Source organism: Lederbergia wuyishanensis (assembly GCF_022900255.1).
Taxonomy (GTDB): domain Bacteria; phylum Bacillota; class Bacilli; order Bacillales; family Bacillaceae_C; genus Lederbergia; species Lederbergia wuyishanensis.
In genome coordinates this window covers 236,434-254,734 of sequence record NZ_JALIRM010000001.1, presented here as the reverse complement: position 1 = coordinate 254,734, position 18,301 = coordinate 236,434, and the positions used below count along the sequence as shown (strand labels likewise).

General features: G+C 34.8%; 19 protein-coding genes. 1 reads left to right on the top strand and 18 read right to left on the bottom strand.

Features of this window, described 5'->3' with window-relative positions; translation table 11 throughout:
* Positions 1 to 5: 5 nt before the first annotated feature.
* The 10 genes from MT489_RS01360 to MT489_RS01315 form a co-directional block, all read right to left on the bottom strand.
* Positions 6 to 872 (bottom strand): DUF58 domain-containing protein, encoded by an 867-nt coding sequence (locus MT489_RS01360; protein ID WP_244679711.1) that lies wholly within the window; start codon positions 870 to 872, stop codon positions 6 to 8.
* Entirely contained in the window at positions 869 to 1,870 is a 1,002-nt protein-coding gene (locus MT489_RS01355; protein WP_244679710.1) for an AAA family ATPase, read from the bottom strand. Before MT489_RS01355 ends, MT489_RS01360 begins: the two co-directional genes overlap by 4 nt.
* A 5-nt stretch (positions 1,871 to 1,875) precedes the next feature.
* A complete protein-coding gene (locus MT489_RS01350; RefSeq protein WP_244679709.1) occupies positions 1,876 to 3,441 on the bottom strand; it encodes a hypothetical protein in 1,566 nt (521 codons plus the stop codon).
* A 5-nt stretch (positions 3,442 to 3,446) separates the two neighbouring features.
* Positions 3,447 to 4,292: an ABC transporter permease gene (locus tag MT489_RS01345; RefSeq protein WP_244679708.1), complete on the bottom strand. Its 846-nt coding sequence runs from the start codon at positions 4,290 to 4,292 to the stop codon at positions 3,447 to 3,449.
* The gene (locus tag MT489_RS01340) at positions 4,289 to 5,221 is read right to left on the bottom strand and encodes an ABC transporter ATP-binding protein (protein ID WP_244679707.1); all 933 of its coding nucleotides are present in this window, start codon (positions 5,219 to 5,221) and stop codon (positions 4,289 to 4,291) included. Before MT489_RS01340 ends, MT489_RS01345 begins: the two co-directional genes overlap by 4 nt.
* On the bottom strand, positions 5,221 to 7,596 hold the full coding sequence (locus tag MT489_RS01335) for a hypothetical protein (protein ID WP_244679706.1): 2,376 nt from the start codon (positions 7,594 to 7,596) through the stop codon (positions 5,221 to 5,223). Before MT489_RS01335 ends, MT489_RS01340 begins: the two co-directional genes overlap by 1 nt.
* A 65-nt stretch (positions 7,597 to 7,661) precedes the next feature.
* Positions 7,662 to 8,531, bottom strand: coding sequence for a transcriptional regulator CcpC (locus tag MT489_RS01330; protein ID WP_244679705.1), 870 nt, complete (start codon positions 8,529 to 8,531; stop codon positions 7,662 to 7,664).
* A gap of 93 nt (positions 8,532 to 8,624) precedes the next feature.
* The gene (gene cbpB, locus MT489_RS01325; protein WP_244679704.1) at positions 8,625 to 9,071 is read right to left on the bottom strand and encodes a cyclic-di-AMP-binding protein CbpB; all 447 of its coding nucleotides are present in this window, start codon (positions 9,069 to 9,071) and stop codon (positions 8,625 to 8,627) included.
* Positions 9,072 to 9,188: 117 nt separating this feature from the next.
* Positions 9,189 to 9,443, bottom strand: a complete 255-nt coding sequence (locus MT489_RS01320) for a YkuJ family protein (RefSeq protein WP_244679703.1) — start codon at positions 9,441 to 9,443, stop codon at positions 9,189 to 9,191.
* Positions 9,444 to 9,967: 524 nt separating this feature from the next.
* On the bottom strand, positions 9,968 to 10,186 hold the full coding sequence (locus MT489_RS01315; RefSeq protein ID WP_244679702.1) for a hypothetical protein: 219 nt from the start codon (positions 10,184 to 10,186) through the stop codon (positions 9,968 to 9,970).
* 183 nt (positions 10,187 to 10,369) lie between these two features.
* Between MT489_RS01315 and MT489_RS01310 the strand changes: the two genes are divergently transcribed.
* Positions 10,370 to 10,822 (top strand): YkyB family protein, encoded by a 453-nt coding sequence (locus tag MT489_RS01310; RefSeq protein ID WP_244679701.1) that lies wholly within the window; start codon positions 10,370 to 10,372, stop codon positions 10,820 to 10,822.
* Between the two features lie 202 nt (positions 10,823 to 11,024).
* Here the strand turns inward: MT489_RS01310 and MT489_RS01305 are convergent, their stop codons facing one another.
* The 8 genes from MT489_RS01305 to MT489_RS01270 all read right to left on the bottom strand — a co-directional run bounded on the left by MT489_RS01305 (position 11,025) and on the right by MT489_RS01270 (position 18,296).
* Complete coding sequence (locus MT489_RS01305) at positions 11,025 to 11,936, bottom strand: chemotaxis protein (protein ID WP_244679700.1); 912 nt, start codon at positions 11,934 to 11,936, stop codon at positions 11,025 to 11,027.
* 31 nt (positions 11,937 to 11,967) lie between these two features.
* Positions 11,968 to 12,837, bottom strand: coding sequence for an NAD(P)-dependent oxidoreductase (locus MT489_RS01300; RefSeq protein WP_280518461.1), 870 nt, complete (start codon positions 12,835 to 12,837; stop codon positions 11,968 to 11,970).
* A 23-nt stretch (positions 12,838 to 12,860) separates the two neighbouring features.
* On the bottom strand, positions 12,861 to 13,646 hold the full coding sequence (locus tag MT489_RS01295; RefSeq protein ID WP_244679699.1) for an SDR family oxidoreductase: 786 nt from the start codon (positions 13,644 to 13,646) through the stop codon (positions 12,861 to 12,863).
* A 532-nt stretch (positions 13,647 to 14,178) separates the two neighbouring features.
* The gene (locus tag MT489_RS01290) at positions 14,179 to 15,162 is read right to left on the bottom strand and encodes an aldo/keto reductase (RefSeq protein ID WP_244679698.1); all 984 of its coding nucleotides are present in this window, start codon (positions 15,160 to 15,162) and stop codon (positions 14,179 to 14,181) included.
* A gap of 27 nt (positions 15,163 to 15,189) precedes the next feature.
* Positions 15,190 to 16,035: an SDR family oxidoreductase gene (locus tag MT489_RS01285; protein WP_244679697.1), complete on the bottom strand. Its 846-nt coding sequence runs from the start codon at positions 16,033 to 16,035 to the stop codon at positions 15,190 to 15,192.
* On the bottom strand, positions 16,019 to 17,116 hold the full coding sequence (uxuA, locus tag MT489_RS01280) for a mannonate dehydratase (RefSeq protein ID WP_244679696.1): 1,098 nt from the start codon (positions 17,114 to 17,116) through the stop codon (positions 16,019 to 16,021). The genes MT489_RS01285 and uxuA overlap by 17 nt, the downstream gene beginning before the upstream one ends.
* A gap of 20 nt (positions 17,117 to 17,136) precedes the next feature.
* A complete protein-coding gene (locus tag MT489_RS01275; protein ID WP_370876350.1) occupies positions 17,137 to 17,826 on the bottom strand; it encodes a GntR family transcriptional regulator in 690 nt (229 codons plus the stop codon).
* A gap of 74 nt (positions 17,827 to 17,900) precedes the next feature.
* A complete protein-coding gene (locus MT489_RS01270) occupies positions 17,901 to 18,296 on the bottom strand; it encodes a VOC family protein (RefSeq protein ID WP_244679695.1) in 396 nt (131 codons plus the stop codon).
* Between the last annotated feature and the right edge of the window lie 5 nt (positions 18,297 to 18,301).

The following is an 18,301-nucleotide window of genomic DNA, read 5'->3' as shown; positions in this document are numbered from 1 at the left end:
TCACCTCATTGTACAATTCCCCAAGTAATAAAGTCGGATAAAAGTAATTCTTCGGCCGTTTTTTCATCATTAAAAAAAAGATATTGAATATGATGCTTCCGGCAAGTATGTTCTAATCGTTCATTGTGCTGCTTAAGACGTAATTGATAGTTCGAAACAAGTTTTGGACTAATGCTGACATTTACTTCCGATTCCAATTCACTGTCTATCAACTTTGCATCGCCGGTATACCCCGGTTCTATCTCCTCTTTACTTAAAATATGAATAAATAATATTTTTGATTTTACAGAGGCAATTTTAAAAAGAAGTTTTTCATATTCTGCAATTGGCTCCATTCCATCTGTGATAATGATAGATAATTGTTTTCCTTTTTGAAGATTCGTTCCTATTTCCTTAGTAAAAGTGGAAGTCCTTGCACTAAGCTGTAGTTGAAGAATATCAGAAAGAACTTGTTTTGCATAAATGCTTCCTTTTCTTTCTATACTTCTTGTATCCAAAGCAGAGATTGGGGAAAATGATAATCTATCCTCATTAACAAGTGTTATATAACTTAAAGCTGCTGCAATCTTTTTCGCAAGTAGCCATTTAGTTTCTAATGCCCTCATAGAAGATGTGCAGTCTAGAAAAATGGCTACATTAATTTCCTGTTCGTCTAAGTACCTTTTTATATAATGGCGTCTTGTCCGTCCATAAACATTCCAATCAACTAGTCTCACATCATCACCTGGTTGGTACGTTCGAAAATCAGAGAATTCCAAAGAGGTTCCAAATTTATGGGACCGGCGGATTCCTTTATGGGCTCCAGTCCGTTTTGATTCAACAACTAATCGTAACTTTCTTAGCCGCGCAAGAAATTCATGCGAAAACATCATGATAACGCACCTTCATTTTGAACCCAATCAATTGTCTCATCAATCAATCTATCAGGAGAAATACCAGCAGCTTCCCCTTCAAAATTGAGTAAAATCCGATGCCGTAGGACTGGTTTTGCTACTTGCTTAATATCTCCGATTGAAACGTGAAATCTTCCGGAAAATAGAGCTCGTGTTTTTGCGAGATTGATCATACTTTGTAGTCCCCTAGGACCTGATCCGTATTGAACATATGATTTGACTAAAGAGCATGCACCTTCATCATCCGGATGAGTTCCGGCAATTATATTAACAGCAAGATCAAGAATGTCATCAGAAATTATCATATGCTTAATAAGCTTTTGAATATGTACTACCTCTTCGCTTGTCATAATTTTTTTTAGCTGTGGTTTTACAGTTCCTGTGGTACGGTGAATAATTTCTTTTAGTGATTGTCTATCAGGATAATAGACGTTTATTTTACAAGTGAATCGATCAAGTTGTGCTTCTGGCAATGGATACGTACCTTCCATTTCAATTGGGTTTTGAGTAGCGAGCACAAAAAACGGTTTCTCCATGTTCTTTGTATCTCCCATAATGGTCACTGTTTTTTCTCCCATTGCTTCCAGTAATGCACTTTGAGTTTTCGGAGTAGCCCGATTGATTTCATCTGCAAGCACAATATTTGAAAAAATAGGCCCCTCAAATAATTCAAATTTCTGCTTTCCTGATTCATCAGGCTGAATCATCATTGTACCCGTAATATCTGATGGCATTAAATCCGGAGTGAATTGAATTCTTGAAAATGAAAGATCAAGAACTTCTGATATTGTTTTGACGAGCATGGTCTTTCCGAGTCCAGGCAACCCTTCAAGTAAAGCGTGGCCTTCAGAAAAAATGGTCCAAAGCATTTGATCGATAACTTCATCTTGGCCGACGATAAATGCTTGGATTTCACTTTTTATCTTTTTAAGTTTTTCTGTAGCTTGAATGAAATCTTGTTCACTGATGGTAGACATCCCTTTCACTCCCGATCTGGTTTTATCTTAGAAAAATAGCTTTTTACAATAGACTCTAATTCGGATGGCAACTGTAATCGATTGGTACTTTCACGGGAGGTTTTCTCATATTGATTGTATACCTCTTCATAAGGTCGGATTGCCCCTTTTAATACGGGACCGTTACCCTCCCCTTGTTCAGCAGGCTTTCCTTCACCAATTTCCCCAGAATCTTTTTCAATATTTAGTTTCCCATCTACCGTTTCAGGAATTGTTAATGTTCGTGACCCCATTCCCAGCCCCGCACCACTATTGCCAATACCATTACTATCGGATCCAGAATTACCGCCTTTTCCATTCCCTCCGGAACCACCTTGACCTTGTCCTTGTCCTTGTCCTTGACCTTGTCCTTGACCCTGACCTTGTCCTCCGCTTTCATTTCCGTTAGTAGAACTGTTTTGTTGTCCATTTTGCGGGACATCATTATTTCTGTTTCCATTTTGATTTTTTCCATTTTGACTATTTGGGCCCATGGCTATCGTCTTGGAAGGCTGGATATTATTAGCAAGCATTTTTTCTATTAGTGATTGACTTGCTTGTTGTATGACTTTTTGGGAATTGGCCAACTGTGAAGATTGAGATGACTTATCTATCATACTGCTAAGCTGATTTTTTAAAGAATTTAAATCTTGTGGAGTAATATGGTCAGCCCCATTTTGAATCAGTTGGGAAAGCAATTCCTTTTGATCGTTATTTAATTGCCCAAGTTGCTCTTGTAATTTTTCTATTTCTCTTTCAAGCATTTCCTTATTTTGATCTTGGATTGCTTTTGCTAATTCATTGAAGTTTCCGGATTCCAACATATTAACAACTTTATTTAATGCAGTCTGATTTTCATCTGATTGTGTTTTCTTCAGCATTAGTTCATTGCTTTGCTTTGTAAGCTTTTTTAATGCTTCATTTGCTTTTTTTATATCTTCTAACTCATTTATCGCTGTTTCAATGGCCTTTTTAGTAACTGGATTCTTTTTTGTCTTAATTAGATTTTCGAGTTCTTTCTTCGTTTCCTGAACAATGGCCTTTTCTTTTTTCAACTGTTTGGCTTCTATCATTTTTTCATTAGGTAAAAGAAACATAACAGAAGTCAGCGCAATAAAGAAAAGCGTTAATCCTAAGGAAAAAGGTGATACATATTTTTTCTTTCTTTTTAACACATTAGGTTCAACCTTTTTCATATGAATCAAAGCTTCTTTTCTTTGCAATATATATACTGTTTCTTCTTTTTCGATAAACGAAAGAGCAGTTGAGGCTCTATTTTCTTCACAATATTGATCATATAAAAACGCTGCAGTTTTTAAATCTGGCCTCGAAACCCAATATCTTGAGAAGAAAACAATCGCTGAAATCAATACGAATGCTATAGCATAAACATTCGTATCGATTATCACGATAAAACGAGCCAATATTTGCAAACAGAAAATAAAACCACTGCACACCAAAAGAAAATTCTGTATTTCCTTAACAGCATGCTCAGCCATCAATTGCGTTCTCACTATTTTAAGCAGCGAATGAATAGTTTTGCTTACATTCATAGAAATCATCCTTTTTTCGGATTCATGTTAGGCCGTAGCTTTTTAACGCTCACCCATAGTGCTAGAACCGCTAAGATCGAATAGATGATAAAATAACTCCAAATTAAAGGAAAGGATATCCCTGTCGTATCAATAAATGCTTGATTAATCCCTTCTTCAAACAATCCGCTAAATACAATTGGTGGATTAAATGCTGCCAATATATATGGAAGCACTAAAGGAGGTTGAATATTGGCATAGTTAAAATAGCTAATTGAAATTGCAAATAAAAATGCTGCACCACCTGAGAGAAACAGGGTTACACCGTATGTTGAAATCATGGATACAATTGTTCGTCTAATCAATGTGGAAAAAAATAACCCGAAACTTCCAAAAACAAAAATTGTAAACAAGTAAAAGCCCATCACTTTTGCAATCGTAGCCGGCGAAACCCCTCCAAACAGAAAGACTAAGGAATAGAACGGAAGACTGGCAGCTAGAAGCAACAGTAAATATGATATGGAAGAGATTAATTTACTTATTATTATACTGGTGGAGCTTTGAGCAGTTGTTAATAATATGTTCAACGTTTGACGCTCCCGCTCACCACTAATGACTCCGGAAGTTAATCCAGGTGTAATGAATAAAATTAGCCCTAATTGTAAATAAGCAAGTACCATGAACATTGTTCTGCTTTGTGCTGGGCGTATATATTGTGTACCTCCACCAAAAGATGTTTCAAGGAGCATATAGCCGATCACTACAATGCCAATCGCAATTAAATATGATAAAAGGCCTAAGAAAGTGCGAAAAGAGCGAAATCTGAGTTTAAATTCTTTATTTAATACAGGGTTGATAAACAAACTCTTCAATTTAAGTCTACTCCTTTCGTTATTTCCATAAAGACATCTTCAAGATTGGATTCTAGCTGTTTGAAACTTAAAATAGGCAAATCGGCTAAAATTGCTTTTTTTAGTAATTTTATTTGTGATTCTTCAGCGCCGGCATATTGGAATTGAATTGTATTATTTTCCAATCTAGTAACTCTAGAAACAGAAGGGGCATCTTCAAAAAAGGAAATAGCCCTTTCCACATCTCTATAAAATGTAACAATAATCACCTTATCGGCTTGGAGCTGATGTTGTATATCAGCAACAGTTCCATGAGCAACTAATTTTCCTTTATTAATTACACCAATTTGATCACACATTTCAGAGAGCTCAGGTAAAATATGAGATGAGATAAGTATCGTTTTCCCCATATTTTTTAGTTCTTTCAATATTTCCCGCATTTCAACACGAGCACGAGGATCAAGACCTGAAGCAGGTTCATCTAGAATCAACACTTCAGGATCGTGGATTAGAGATCTAGCAAGACAAAGTCTCTGTTTCATTCCACGGGAGAGAACATCCACGTAGGAATTCTCCTTTTCTGTTAAATTAACTAAATCTAATAATTGTGGGATAAGCTCTGCTCGATCTCTTGCAGATATCGAATAACTCGCACCATAAAAATCCAAATATTCATTAACTCGTAAATGATCATACACCCCAAAGAAATCTGGCATATATCCTATTTGCTTCCGAACTTTTTCAGGTTCTTGAGTTACACTAGCCCCATTAATTACTGCCGTACCCGATGTTGGTGAAAGTAATGTAGCTAATATTGAAAATGCAGTAGATTTTCCCGCACCGTTATGACCTACTACTCCAAAAACAATTCCTTTCCCTATATTAATTGTTAATGAATCCAGTGCTGTAAAGGAGCCGTATTTTTTTGTTAATCCATTTATCTCTATCATTATTTTACCGCTCCTTTTACGACAAACTCCGGGATACTAATATATGGTTCGTTAATTGAATTGAATTTTTCTAACTTTATTGTAATTTGCCCGTTATCAGAAACAAACTCCCCTAAATGATCCTTTTCTACTCCTGATTGCCCTTCTTCCATTGGAACATAATCACCCGTTTTCACATTTAAAAAGTAAAGCTTGTAAGAACCGTATCCATTCGTACTGTATTGTATAGAATCAAACACTGCCTTACTCGAGTCAATCTGTTCAGGTAATGTTAACAATATCTGATAAGTCCCATCTTCCAATGCAATTTCATACATTTCGACTTTATCATATATATTTCCTTCGATTGGAGTTATATCAATCGATAGTTGACTACTCTGCAAGGCAAATGGTCCTGTAATCTTTCCACTTGCAGAAAATGGTTGGTAGATAACAGAGGAGCGACTATTTTTTTCCTTTTTATTCGATAGTCCAACTTCAATAATTTTGTTGTTTGTATATCCAAAAACAATCGGCAAATTATCAGTAGAGGTGAAAGAAGTGGCATTAGAAATAATCGCCATCTTTAGTTCTTCTTTTTTCATCTCTTCAAGTTCTCCATTATTTTGGTAACCATAGTTTCCATCATCAGTAGGTGCTGTTAAAATTGCTTCTTTCAATTTCAGGTCTACATCAATAGTTTCACCTTCTTTTGCCGCACCAAGCTTATAGGCAAAATTCCCCGACCAAAGATATAATTCTTCAAAATTATATGGATAATGATTGACAATTTTTCCTTTCAGGCTGTTATTATTAACTTCAAGATCAATATCAAATTGTCCGCTTACTTGCTTTGTAGCATAGCCCACAATTGATCTAGCTGACCAATACTCTACGTCAGCAAAATCGTACTTAAAATCACTTCTCGTTTCTGATATTATTGCTTTTTCTAACCTCTTATCCCCAACGAATACGTCACCATTACTAATAGGAATCCCATAAAACTGCTCTTTTGGAACAGTTAATTGATAATCTCCACTGCGATTCGAAAATACTGTTGCAGTATACATTCCTCTAATTTCTCCGCTCTGATTTGCCTTAAATACACCCATCTCAGCGAGTTGAGGACTTTTAAGACGATCTTTTGCACCAATAACAAAAATACCAGTCGACATAATAATTGATACAGTTGGTATTATCCACCATGCATGTTCTCTCTTATCTAGTTTCCTTAAAACAATATATAATATCGGAATAATGATGACCATGTATCCTATCATAATTAACACGACTGTACCAATAGAAAAAGTTGAAGCGGAAAATAATTCATTCGTTGAACCAAGCGTATAATAAATTGGTTGAAAAATCCCTTCTTGTTTAAAATTGCTATTATATTTAGAATTCATCATAGATAGAATGGAATGCAACCATTCTGAATATCCTTTCCACGAGGATAAAGGCTCCTCACCTAATGAAAAGGCCGTTTGCCAAACTTCTCCTTCACCTATTTTTCTCATAACAATAATCGGCATATTACCTGTAGCCAGTTTTATTTCGGAATCTTTTGCTACATCCCCTGTTCGAATTTCAAGTGAAGTAAAAGATGGCTTTTCATCCATTGATTGCAAAAAGAATAAATCATTTATTGTTTCTTTATGAGATGCTTGCATTGGTAAAAATTGCTCAAGATCCCCCCACGTATGCTGGGCTTTAGCGGATGCACCTACAAGTATTGAACCTCCTCCATTTACCCAGCCCGTAATAGCTTTTTGTTGCTTTTCAGACAATTCCGATACTGAATAGTCGTCTATAACTAAATAATCAAAAAATTGCAGTCCGGTTGCATCATTTGGAATATTTTCTTTTGTTAAGTGAACCATAATCGGTTGCTTTCCATTGAATTTAATAATTTGTAATTCTTTTAATCGATCAGGATTCTCACTAATAAGCCCTATTGTTGCTTGGTTGTTTTCAACTGAACGATAGGTTAATTTTGCTCTACCTGTAGTAGAAACCTTTTTCCCTTTCTTCCAGCTTCCTTCGTATAAAGAAATATTTTCTTTAATTAAATTTGAATCATATAGAGAAATACCAGGCATTATGACTTCATATGTTTTCTCACTTTTTTGAGGAAGGTCAACTTTAATAGCTTTTGCCCCGCCTGCATTGTAGTCACTAGAAAATGAAATTAACATATCTCCGTTAAAATCTGGGCCGTTATTTTTCAAAATAACTTTTATGGGAAAGCCTCGCCCACCTTTTATCATTCCTTCATAGCCCTCTTGCATAGATATTTCGATAGATGCCTTTTCTGCAAAAACGGAAGGTGTATATACTATTTGCCAAACTAGAAATATAAATAATAATGATATTGATAATTTCTTTATATAGACCATAATTGTCCCCCTTGAGAATCCCTATATATGTTTAGACGAAAAAGGTTGTGAAAAGTTCTTATTTATTATTGCAAATATTTTTGTACAATCTCCAAAAAAGCCTTAACTTGTTTTAATTCAAAAGCAGATTCATATCCTAATAACCATGTATCTCTTTTTATTGGTCTATTTTTTTCGTCCAAAAGAGGTATTTTATAAACATCTTTTTCAGATCCCGTCAACGTAATAGCTGGTAAAATTGCATATCCTATACCATTGTATGTCATTTGTTTACATGTTTCTATTTGATCTACAATGATAGTACGTTTCGGGACAGTTTGGAATTGTCTATGCCACCAGTTTTGAATTTCTTGATAATAATTCGAGTCGCTTTTAAATTGAATAAATGGTCGATCGGTTTCCATAACTTGCTCAATATTACTTATTTCCCGATCAACAAGATAAAGACTATCTTCAAATAAATGAAACTTTTCTCCTTTCCAATCTGTCGCTCCTCTAATAATTCCTACATGAACTTCCCCTTCATATAGATTTTTTAAAATTTCGCTACTCCATCCAGTAATTAATGAAATTTTTGCGTGTGGATGAGCGCTTACAAATTGTTTTAGCACCTTAGGAAGCCAGTTTTGTCCTACAATAGATGCACAGGCTATCTTTAGAGTTCCATGTACTTTCGTGTTAAGTTCTTGTATTTCTTCATATACACGTTCTTTATCCTCCAACATTTTTTGAGCAAAATTAACAACCATTTCACCTGATGGTGTGAGGATTACACCTTTTTGGGTTCGAATAAACAATTTGGCGCCCCATTGTTTCTCAATATTTTGCAACCTTTGTGATAAAGCAGGTTGAGAAACAAACAGTTTTTCCGCTGCTTTTCTCATATTTGATTCTTTAGCAAGGACGACGAGTAATTCGTAATCTGAAAATGACATAATGAAACTCCTTAATCTCATTTTTTAAATGGGTAAAATTAAAAAATTTGGCTCCCTTTTATGTGGGAGCCGATTTTTTAAGTATTAACTTTGTTATACGTGATTGATTTTTCTAATGTAATGATTAAGTTCTTTTAAAAGAGCTCTTCTCGTGAAGATTCCTTCAAAATATCCGTCGTCATCTGCTACACATAAAAAAGGATTATCAATTAGAAGAGCTAAAGCTTTTTCAAATTTGTCATTTAACCCTACTCTTGGAATTTTTACAGCCATTACATCTTCAACTTTTTTATCTGTCAATTTCTCAAATTCAATACGCTCTAAACCAAGTAACGCTTCCGTTATCATGGCAGAACTAATCAATCCGTGCAGCTTAAAGCGGGCATCCAAGACAGGAATTGCAGAATAACCACTTTTAGTTAAAACAAGTAATGCATGTTCTAGACTATTTCCAATTTGTACATGAGCTACTTTTTCAGATGGAATTATATAATCACTAATTTTCGGATCCATAAATTCATGACTTTGTAAGGAAATCATAAGCAAACTCCCTCATCTCTTTATTATCTTCTCATTTCTATTTTAACATAAATCATGGTAAGAAAATGACATTCTTACTCGATTTAATGTCTAAATACAAAATGATTTCCTATAGGGTTAGGAGGGATTTTTTTCTTCCTGTACAATTTCAAAAATTTCAATTGCAGTTATATCAATATCGTCAAACTGATATTTCTGTTTGTTTGAATCCTTATCATACTCTTCAACTTCAAATGTTTTTGTTCCTGGAAAATATTTAACTTGGCACAACGTTTTTCCGTTAACTTCGAAGAGCCTTTGAGGTATATCCTCGTGTGCCTCTGTTTTTTGCATTGCTTGAAGCCTTTGAATAATACTTAATAACTGTGACATTTTATTTAAGCCCCTTTCTTTTGGAAAGACAAAAAAATTATAAACGAGAATGTAGGAAGAAATCAAACTAAAATATCTAAGCTTAGAAGAATAATTTCTTTACTCTCCATAGCCTTTGCAAAATAAAACATTTTAGACGAAAAATAAACAAAAGCGGAAAGCCCCTGAAAGATCAAGAAAAAACTAAAATCGTAACGCACTGTCGCTGTGTTTGTACCAGTACAGTCAGTAAAATCATGAAGCTTTTGCCGTAGAACATTTTTGTTTCATAGACTCGCAGAATGTGGGTCAGAAAACAGCATACACACTTCTTTATGACCACATATAGCCAAGAGTAAGACACCTTGGCAAACCTTTTTTAATTTACGCTAACAGAAAGCGAAAGAAAGTTAATCTAGCGCTAGGCAGCTTATCCAGACGGAATACCTGCTTAAAAGTTAAAAACACTGATTCCCTCTAAAAATTCCTGCAAAGAAAAAACTGTCCAAACGGACAGTTTTTATTTGGAATGTTAATAATTTTATTTATTCTTCTTTCATATTTAAAATTGATTCATTTAATAAGGCCAGCGCTTTAACGATGGTTCTTTTTCTGTTATACCCTTTAGTATTGACGGATAAACCATTCATGGATGCAATGATATGCCCCCAAGAACCGTAGGGCTTGAATCCGTAAATATATATTTTAACCATTCCAGAGTTTGTTGGTATGAAAATCATTTCATATCTACTGTTTTTCCTCATCTTATCATCTCCAATTCTTTGTAGAGCGTAAAAATGGGCATAGATAAATATAACATTGACATTAGAGAAGTACAAGAGGTAAAAGCGATATTCTCATAATTGAAAGCTTCTTCCCTTACACTTAATTCAGTGATATAATATTAATTATTCAGACATTTAATTTGATGGAAAGGGGTTCCATGTATGGATAATCGAACCAACAACCTTTTAGAACCTACATTACAGAATCTTTCACAAGCGATATTCACAGTAAATCGTCATGCTAAAACAGCAATTAACCCCAAATTTTTATATTCCCTGAAAAAAAACGCCTTGCATAAAATGATTCTAGAAAAAAAAGCAACCAAAATTGGACTTCACTTTTCGAGAAATCCAAAATTTAGCCAGCAACAATCTGATGTATTAGTTGAATGTGGCGACTATACTTTTCATATTCCACCAACAAAAGAAGATTTTGAACATTTGCCTCATCTTGGACATCTTGATCAACATTCCCGCAACCCAAAAGCCCGCATGTCACTAAATTTGGCAAAACAACTTCTCATCCAATATACCGGCTTAAAAGAAGATAGCAAAAATCAACAGACTTCACCACAGAAGCCTGTTTTCAAAAAACTAGGTGATAGTTTTTTTTGATGAAATATTAAAACCCGGAACTAATTAAAGATCCGGGTTTTGATACAAGGTAATTATAAAATATTATAATAGTCATAACATTTATATTTAAGCTTTCGTTTATATATATGGCACCATTGACTCAAGGTCAGCTATTAATATTCACAGTAGAGACATTTACTGTTTTTATTACTTGGGACCAAACACTGAAAGCTTACGCTTGCTATAAAATATGCTGATCAATTTTTAATACTAGCTCATTAATTTCTGGTTTGCTTACTTGATCCGCAGCCCCAACTTGTTCCCCTTTATGACGAAGGTCATCCGTAATTAAAGATGAGAAAATAATGACTGGTAATTTTGAGAGTCTATGATTCTCTTTAATTCTTTTAGTAAAATGATGCCCATCCATTTGAGGCATCTCGATATCCGTAATGACAAGCTGAACTTCATCATAAATATTTTTCCCATCATTCGCCAAAGATTCTAAAAAACTAAGTGCATCTCTACCATTTTCAAAAAATTCAACATTTTCGTAACCTGCCAACGACAACGTTTCATGAATAAGTTTTCTTAATAATGGTGAGTCTTCGGCAGCAACAATTTTTTTATTTGAACGTTCTCTAGCACCAAGTCTTTTAATTTGACCTTTATGAATGCCTGCTTCAGGATTAATATCTACAATAATTTTTTCAAAATCAAGTAACAATATCATGTTATCAGGGTTATTAATGACTCCGATTACTTGTGAAGAGTCAACATCATATAGTTCAGATGGTTTTTCAATATTATCCCATGAAATCCGATGAATTTTTGACACATGGTGGACGTGAAATACAACTTTCAGTAAATTAAATTCCGCTACAATAAATTTTTCATTCAACGGACTCTTAACTTTATTTGGAGTTAATCCTAACGCTTTCTCTAAACTAATGACAGGCATTACTTCCCCTCGCAGCTGAATAATCCCTACGATATTCCGATGTGCATGAGGAATAGGTGTAACAGGTAAAGGATTAATGATTTCCTTAACTTTTAAAACATTAATCCCAAACTTACTGTTATTAATATCAAATTCAATGATTTCTAGTTCATTCGTTCCGCTTTCAAGCAGAATTCCGGAATGATCCTCCATATACTATCCTACCTTTCAATGCCTTCAATAATTATTCCCAATATTTAATTAACGCTTGTGTTCCATTATTTTCTTCTCCTCGTTCGGCAAGAGAATCATACATTTTTTTGGCCAATTCAAGTCCCGGTAGGCGAAGATTCATTTTTTCCGCCTCCTCTAATGCAATACCCATATCCTTAATAAAATGTTTAATAAAAAATCCAGGTGAATAATCTTCTTTAAGAACGCGGGGGATTAAGTTGGACAATGACCAGCTACCCGCAGCTCCACTACTAATTGACTTTAGTACGGTTTCAGGATTCAGCCCAGACTTTCTTGCATAAACAATTGCTTCAGAAACCCCAATCATATTCGACGCAATGGCAATTTGATTACACATTTTTGTATGTTGACCTGCACCAGCTTCTCCTTGATAGACGATATTTTCACCTAGCATCTTAAAAATGGGCTTCATTTCTTCGAAGGTGTTAGAATCTCCCCCAACAATAATAGAAAGAGTTCCATTTTTAGCACCAATGTCTCCTCCAGAAACAGGAGCATCCAAAGTATATACTCCAATCTTTTTTCCCTCATCATTGATTTTTTTAGCCAATGTTGGGGTTGAAGTAGTCATATCAATTAAGACAGATCCTTTATTTACTCCTGCAAATAGACCCTGTTCTCCGAAATAAATTTCTTCCACATCATGAGGATAACCTACCATTGTAATAATAATGTCGGCATTTTGGGCAATTTCTTTAGGAGTTTCTTTCCACTCTGCACCATTTGCCAATAGAACTTCTGCCTTTTCTTTTGTACGGCTATACACTAATAATTTGAATCCTTCCGACAACAAATGACTGGCCATACTTTTTCCCATTACACCTATTCCGATAAAACCAATTGTTTTATTCGTATTCAAAATATTTACGCCTCCATTAGTATCTATAGTGATCTTAATTTTCCACCATCAACAAAAAAGCTGCTTCCCGTCATATATGTATTTCCTTCTGATGCCAGAAACACGACTACCTTGGCAAACTCTTCAGGCTGACCATCTCTTCCTAATGGAATGCTCTCTTGTGCTTTTTCTGCTATTTCTTCAGCAGGAATACCTTTTCTTTCAGCATTTGATTGATCTAGTTGTTTGATTCTATCAGTATAGATTCTTCCTGGTGCAACTGTGTTCACCAAAATATTATATGGAGCAAATTCATCTGCCAAAGTTTTTGACAACCCCGCGATCCCAACTCTAAACGTATTAGATAAGATTAAGCCCGGGATAGGTTCACGAATTGAACTTGAAGCTATATTTATTATTCTCCCGCCATTTTGTTTCAAATGAGGAAGTGCTTCTCTAATAATTCTTATATAGGAAAGCAAATTAAGCTCAAAAGATTTTTGCCAATTCTCATCACTCATATCTTCAAAGCCACCAGCTGGAGGTCCTCCTGCATTATTGACTAAAATATCAATCCCACCAAAAACTTCAACTGTTTTGTTAACCATTTCCTTAATTTCTTCCGGATTTGTAATATCACAACGGATCCAACTTACATTTCCACCATTCAAACTTTCTAATTCTGTATGTACAGTTTTTAATTGCTCTTCATTTCGACTCGCAATCATAACATTCGTGCCTTCTTTTACAAACTGCTCTGCAATTGCCCTTCCTAACCCTTGACTCGATGCTACGATTAATGCGTTTTTTCCTTTCAGACCTAGTTCCATCAAAAGTCCTCCCATCTATCATGAAAATTTATTCCTATTATACCATTTTCCTCTTTTTTTCTAATGAAATAAGTAAGGTTAATCTAAATCACTTTGATCAAATCCCTTATATTTCTATATTTCAGACGGATTTTAGAAGAAATCAATACAAGACCTTTAATTTAATCTTTATTGGAGAGTGTTCGTCGAGAATAATGAAGTTTTTCTCGACCAACTCCATTATTAAATGTTTTCATCGAGAATTAAAGCTGATTTCTCGATCAAATCCATTTTTGAATGACTTTCATCGAGAATTAAAAGTAGATTATCGACCAAGTCCATTTATGAATAACTTTCGTCGAGAATGGAGGCGAATTTCTCGATGAAATCCACTTTGATTTGTTTTTCATAGAGAAACAGATTCGGATTCAATTCAAATATAGAATTCTACTTCTTCTTATCTAACTCCCTACAATATAAACATATTAATATGTCTTTTTCGGAGGACGTAAAAATAAGGCTATCCCTATATCAATAGGGATAAGCCTATAACTTAATAAGGTCCTCTAATATAATCTTTGACCTTTTCACGATAAAAAGTATTAAGTCGTTCAAGTTCTTCATTTGAAAATGGTTTCTCTTGAAGTGAACCTAAATTTTGTTCAATTTGTTTCTTGTTTTTAAAACCTGGAATGACACAACTTATATCTTGCTGATCCAAAATCCATCTGAGAGAAGCTGTTGCCATTGATGTTCTGTCTTCCGCAATCCATCTTAATTGATCTGAAAGCTCCAATCCTTTATGAAATCCCAGGCCTGCAAACGTTTCACCTACATTGAAAGATTCACCATTTTCATTAAAATGTCGATGATCATCATTTTCGAAAGTATGCTCTTTAGTAAATTTACCGGTCAACAATCCGCTAGCTAACGGTAATCTCACTAAAATGCCGACTCCTTTTTCTTTTGCTTTTGGGAAGAGTTCTTCTAAAGGCTTTTGCCTAAAAATGTTAAAGATTACTTGCAACGCTTTAAGATTAGGATTGTCTAAACAAAAAAGTCCTTCCTCTACTGTTTCTACACTTACCCCATAATGACGAATCTTTCCTTCTTCCTGTAAGCGATCTAACACTTCAAACACTTTTCCGTCTTTTAAAATGGCAAATGGCGGGCAATGAACTTGATACAAATCAATGGCTTCTCTATTTAAACGTTTTAAGCTATCTTCACAATAAGTCCGAACTGCTTCATATGTATAATTGTCTGGAGAGTGTATATCTCCAGCTCTACAAAATTTAGTAGCAATAAATACCTTATCTTCCTTACCTTTTGTTGCCTTTGCTAAAAGTTCCTCACTATGTCCATCACCATACACATCTGCTGTATCAAAAAAGTTAACGCCCTTATCTATTGCATATTCCAAAGCTCTCAATGATTCTTCATCATTAGTCTTCCCCCAAGAACCACCAATTGCCCACGTTCCAAAACTTACTTCACTCACATTGATTCCTGTATTTCCTAAAGGTCTATACTTCATACAATTACAACCTCCCTATTAATCGTTTTACACCCCTGAATATGCCATAAATCCTCCATCCACTGGTACACTTATCCCCGTAACGAAACCGCTCGCCGTATCATCAACAAGCCATAGTAATGTTCCAAGCAAATCTTCAGGATTTCCTAATCGTTTCATTGGAGTATGAGCTAAAATTTTTTCTGTACGCTTCGTATTTGTGCCATCTGGATTTTTTAATAAAGATTGATTCTGCCTAGTAAGGAAAAATCCAGGTGCAATTGCATTAACACGAATACCTGCTTCTGCCATATGGACGGCTAGCCATTTCGTAATATTTTCAATGCCTGCTTTTGCAGCGCTATAAGCTGGCACTTTTGTCATTGGGGAATAGGCACTCATAGAGGATATATTAATGATATTCCCTCTACCTTCCACCATTCTTTTTGAAAAAACTTGCGTAGGAAGTAGTGTACCTATTATGTTTAAATTAAATACAAATTCAAAACCTTGTAAAGTCAAGTCAAAAAAAGTCTTAACTTCATTATCCTCCAAATCTTTAACAGAAAATATTTCATTTGTCGTGATGCCTTCTTGATGGTTTCCTCCTGCTGCATTAATTAATACGTCACATTTCCCAAAGATTTGAAAAACTTCTTCTTCTGCCTTTTTAACGCTTTCCAAGTTTACAACATCACACTGTACAGCAATCCCTTTTCCGCCTTGACTAGTAATCTCTTCAACTATCTTTTGCCCTTTTTCAAATGTACGATTTAAAATAGCTACATTCATACCCTGTCTAGCAAGCTCTTTTGCCATATAACTGCCAAGTACACCACCACCTCCCGTAACTACAGCCGTTTTACCTTTTAAGCCTTCATAGATTGGAAGCATTTTTTTCACCCTTTCTTTGCTTTTCTAAACTATCCCATATTCCCAATATATACATAATTCCAAGAGCACGATCGTACAAACCATATCCAGGACGTGCTTTCTCACCCCAAATCATTCTCCCATGATCAGGTCTGAAATATCCATTAAAGTTTGTTCTATGAAGCGCTTCCACAATATCATAAAGATCTAGAGACCCGTCTTCACTCCTGTGAGAAGTTTCAACAAAGTCACCATTCTCATAGATTTTAATATTACGAATATGTACAAATGGTACCTTTCCTTTTTCGGAGAAATATTCCATGATTTTCGGAATATTATTTTCTGGATTTGCCCCTAACGAGCCTGAACAAAGTGTAAGACCATTTGAAGGACTATCTACCATATTAACAATTCGTTCTAAATTATTCTTGTTTATAACTATTCTAGGCAAACCAAACACTGACCACGGAGGATCATCAGGATGCAACGCCATCTTTATATTGCACTGTTCAGCCACCGGAATAATTTCCTCTAAAAAATATTGTAAATGATTAAACAAATCCTCTTCCGTTACTTCTTTATAGCTTTCGAATAACGATTTTATTTCTATTAGCCTTTCTCTTTCCCAACCTGGTAATGAATAGGTACGAGAAAATTCCTCCATGCTTTGAATAAGCTCATCAGGCTGAATGTTTTCTATTTTTTCTTTTTCATATGCTAAAACAGTGGAACCATCGGGGAGCATTTTTTCTAAATCAGATCTAGTCCAGTCAAAAACGGGCATGAAATTATAGCAAATTACCTTTACGCCAGCTTTGCTTAAGTTTCGAATGGTCTCTTTATAATTTTTAATATACTGATCCCGAGTAGGTAATCCTAACTTTATATCTTCATGAACGTTTACACTTTCTACAACTTCAAACTTTAGACCATTCGAATTAATTTCTTCTTTTAATTTTATTATTTGCTCAAAAGGCCAAACCTCTCCAACGGGAATATTTGATAACACCCCAACAATTCCATCAATTCCTGGGATCTGCTTTATATGTTTTAAGGAAACACTATCATCATTACTACCAAACCATCTGAATGAAACGATCATCGATTATCTCCTTTTATAATTTATATAAAATAATGTGGGTATTTCTCCTTCAGCATTTCTTTTTCAAAAACGGCCATTTGTAAATGACGCTCCATCATTTGACTTGCCTCTTCTGGATTTTTTTCGATAATTAGTTTATAGATCTTTTTATGCTGTGAAATGATACTTTCCCAATTGGAATCTTTGGACAACCTTAATAGCCTTAAGCGATTAAAATGACTATTTAAAAGCTGTAGCATTTTCCATGTTCTTGCTTTTCCAACACCGGAAAACAGTATTCGATGAAACTCTTCATCCAGCTCATAAAGCTGATAAAAATTATTTTTTCCGATACAAAGCTCTTGTAGGGCAAGATTAGTTTCAAGACGAAATAGGTAATCATCGGGGAATTCCTTACATGCCAGCATCACTATTTCCTTTTCAATTTTTTCTCGAATAAATCTTCCTTCTTCAACATAATCAAGGTTTATCCGAGAAACGATCGTACCACTTTGAGGGATAATATCCAATAATTCTTCTTGTGCCAATTTCATAAAAGCTTCGCGGACCGGCGTTCTGCTCACATTGAATTCGTCGGCAATTTCTTTTTCTGATATCTTCGTTCCAGGTTCAAGTTCAAGATTAAGAATTTTCATTTTTAGCTTTTTATAGGAATAATCCCTCGTTGAACCACGATGTGCTTCTTTATTAATCACAAAAAAATCCTCCATTCAAAACACTTACCATATTAATTATACTAGTATACTATACATTGTTTAAAAAACTAAGCCGAAAGAATTACGGCTTAAGTTATATTATCTGCATTATCGATATTTAATTCAATAAGATTATTACTCGGATCTAGGCAAAACACTTGGACAAACCCACTTTTCGAACCGTGGTTTTCCATCAATGGGACGTTATGTTCCTTTAATTGTTTAACAGCAGCATTATAATCAGCAACTCTTATCGCTAAATGTCCGTCCTTCGTATCAACTTGTTCTATTTTTCTTAATGTATTTGCCTCAGGATGCACAATTAAATGAAGCTGTTGATGACCAACTTGATACCAAGCACCGTTGAAATTAAAATTTGGTCTCTTTATTTCCTCTAAGCCAAGAATGTTCCCATAAAAATGTTTACATTCTTCTAAATTAGTAACTGATAAACTAATATGATGTACTCCGATTATTTCGATCATGATCA

Excerpts from the sequence above, each read along its gene's own strand:
- cbpB (WP_244679704.1), bottom strand. The coding sequence starts at position 9,071 with ATGATTTCCTTACAAAGTCATGAATTTATGGATCCGAAAATTAGTGAT.
- MT489_RS01330 (WP_244679705.1), bottom strand. The coding sequence starts at position 8,531 with ATGTCATTTTCAGATTACGAATTACTCGTCGTCCTTGCTAAAGAATCA.
- MT489_RS01355 (WP_244679710.1), bottom strand. The coding sequence starts at position 1,870 with ATGTCTACCATCAGTGAACAAGATTTCATTCAAGCTACAGAAAAACTT.
- MT489_RS01275 (WP_370876350.1), bottom strand. The coding sequence starts at position 17,826 with ATGGAGGATTTTTTTGTGATTAATAAAGAAGCACATCGTGGTTCAACG.
- uxuA (WP_244679696.1), bottom strand. The coding sequence starts at position 17,116 with ATGATCGTTTCATTCAGATGGTTTGGTAGTAATGATGATAGTGTTTCC.
- MT489_RS01350 (WP_244679709.1), bottom strand. The coding sequence starts at position 3,441 with ATGAATGTAAGCAAAACTATTCATTCGCTGCTTAAAATAGTGAGAACG.
- MT489_RS01360 (WP_244679711.1), bottom strand. The coding sequence starts at position 872 with ATGATGTTTTCGCATGAATTTCTTGCGCGGCTAAGAAAGTTACGATTA.
- MT489_RS01270 (WP_244679695.1), bottom strand. The coding sequence starts at position 18,296 with ATGATCGAAATAATCGGAGTACATCATATTAGTTTATCAGTTACTAAT.
- MT489_RS01335 (WP_244679706.1), bottom strand. The coding sequence starts at position 7,596 with ATGGTCTATATAAAGAAATTATCAATATCATTATTATTTATATTTCTA.
- MT489_RS01295 (WP_244679699.1), bottom strand. The coding sequence starts at position 13,646 with ATGGAACTAGGTCTGAAAGGAAAAAACGCATTAATCGTAGCATCGAGT.
- MT489_RS01290 (WP_244679698.1), bottom strand. The coding sequence starts at position 15,162 with ATGAAGTATAGACCTTTAGGAAATACAGGAATCAATGTGAGTGAAGTA.
- MT489_RS01315 (WP_244679702.1), bottom strand. The coding sequence starts at position 10,186 with ATGAGGAAAAACAGTAGATATGAAATGATTTTCATACCAACAAACTCT.
- MT489_RS01285 (WP_244679697.1), bottom strand. The coding sequence starts at position 16,035 with ATGCTTCCAATCTATGAAGGCTTAAAAGGTAAAACGGCTGTAGTTACG.
- MT489_RS01310 (WP_244679701.1), top strand. The coding sequence starts at position 10,370 with ATGGATAATCGAACCAACAACCTTTTAGAACCTACATTACAGAATCTT.
- MT489_RS01305 (WP_244679700.1), bottom strand. The coding sequence starts at position 11,936 with ATGGAGGATCATTCCGGAATTCTGCTTGAAAGCGGAACGAATGAACTA.
- MT489_RS01320 (WP_244679703.1), bottom strand. The coding sequence starts at position 9,443 with ATGTCACAGTTATTAAGTATTATTCAAAGGCTTCAAGCAATGCAAAAA.
- MT489_RS01340 (WP_244679707.1), bottom strand. The coding sequence starts at position 5,221 with ATGATAGAGATAAATGGATTAACAAAAAAATACGGCTCCTTTACAGCA.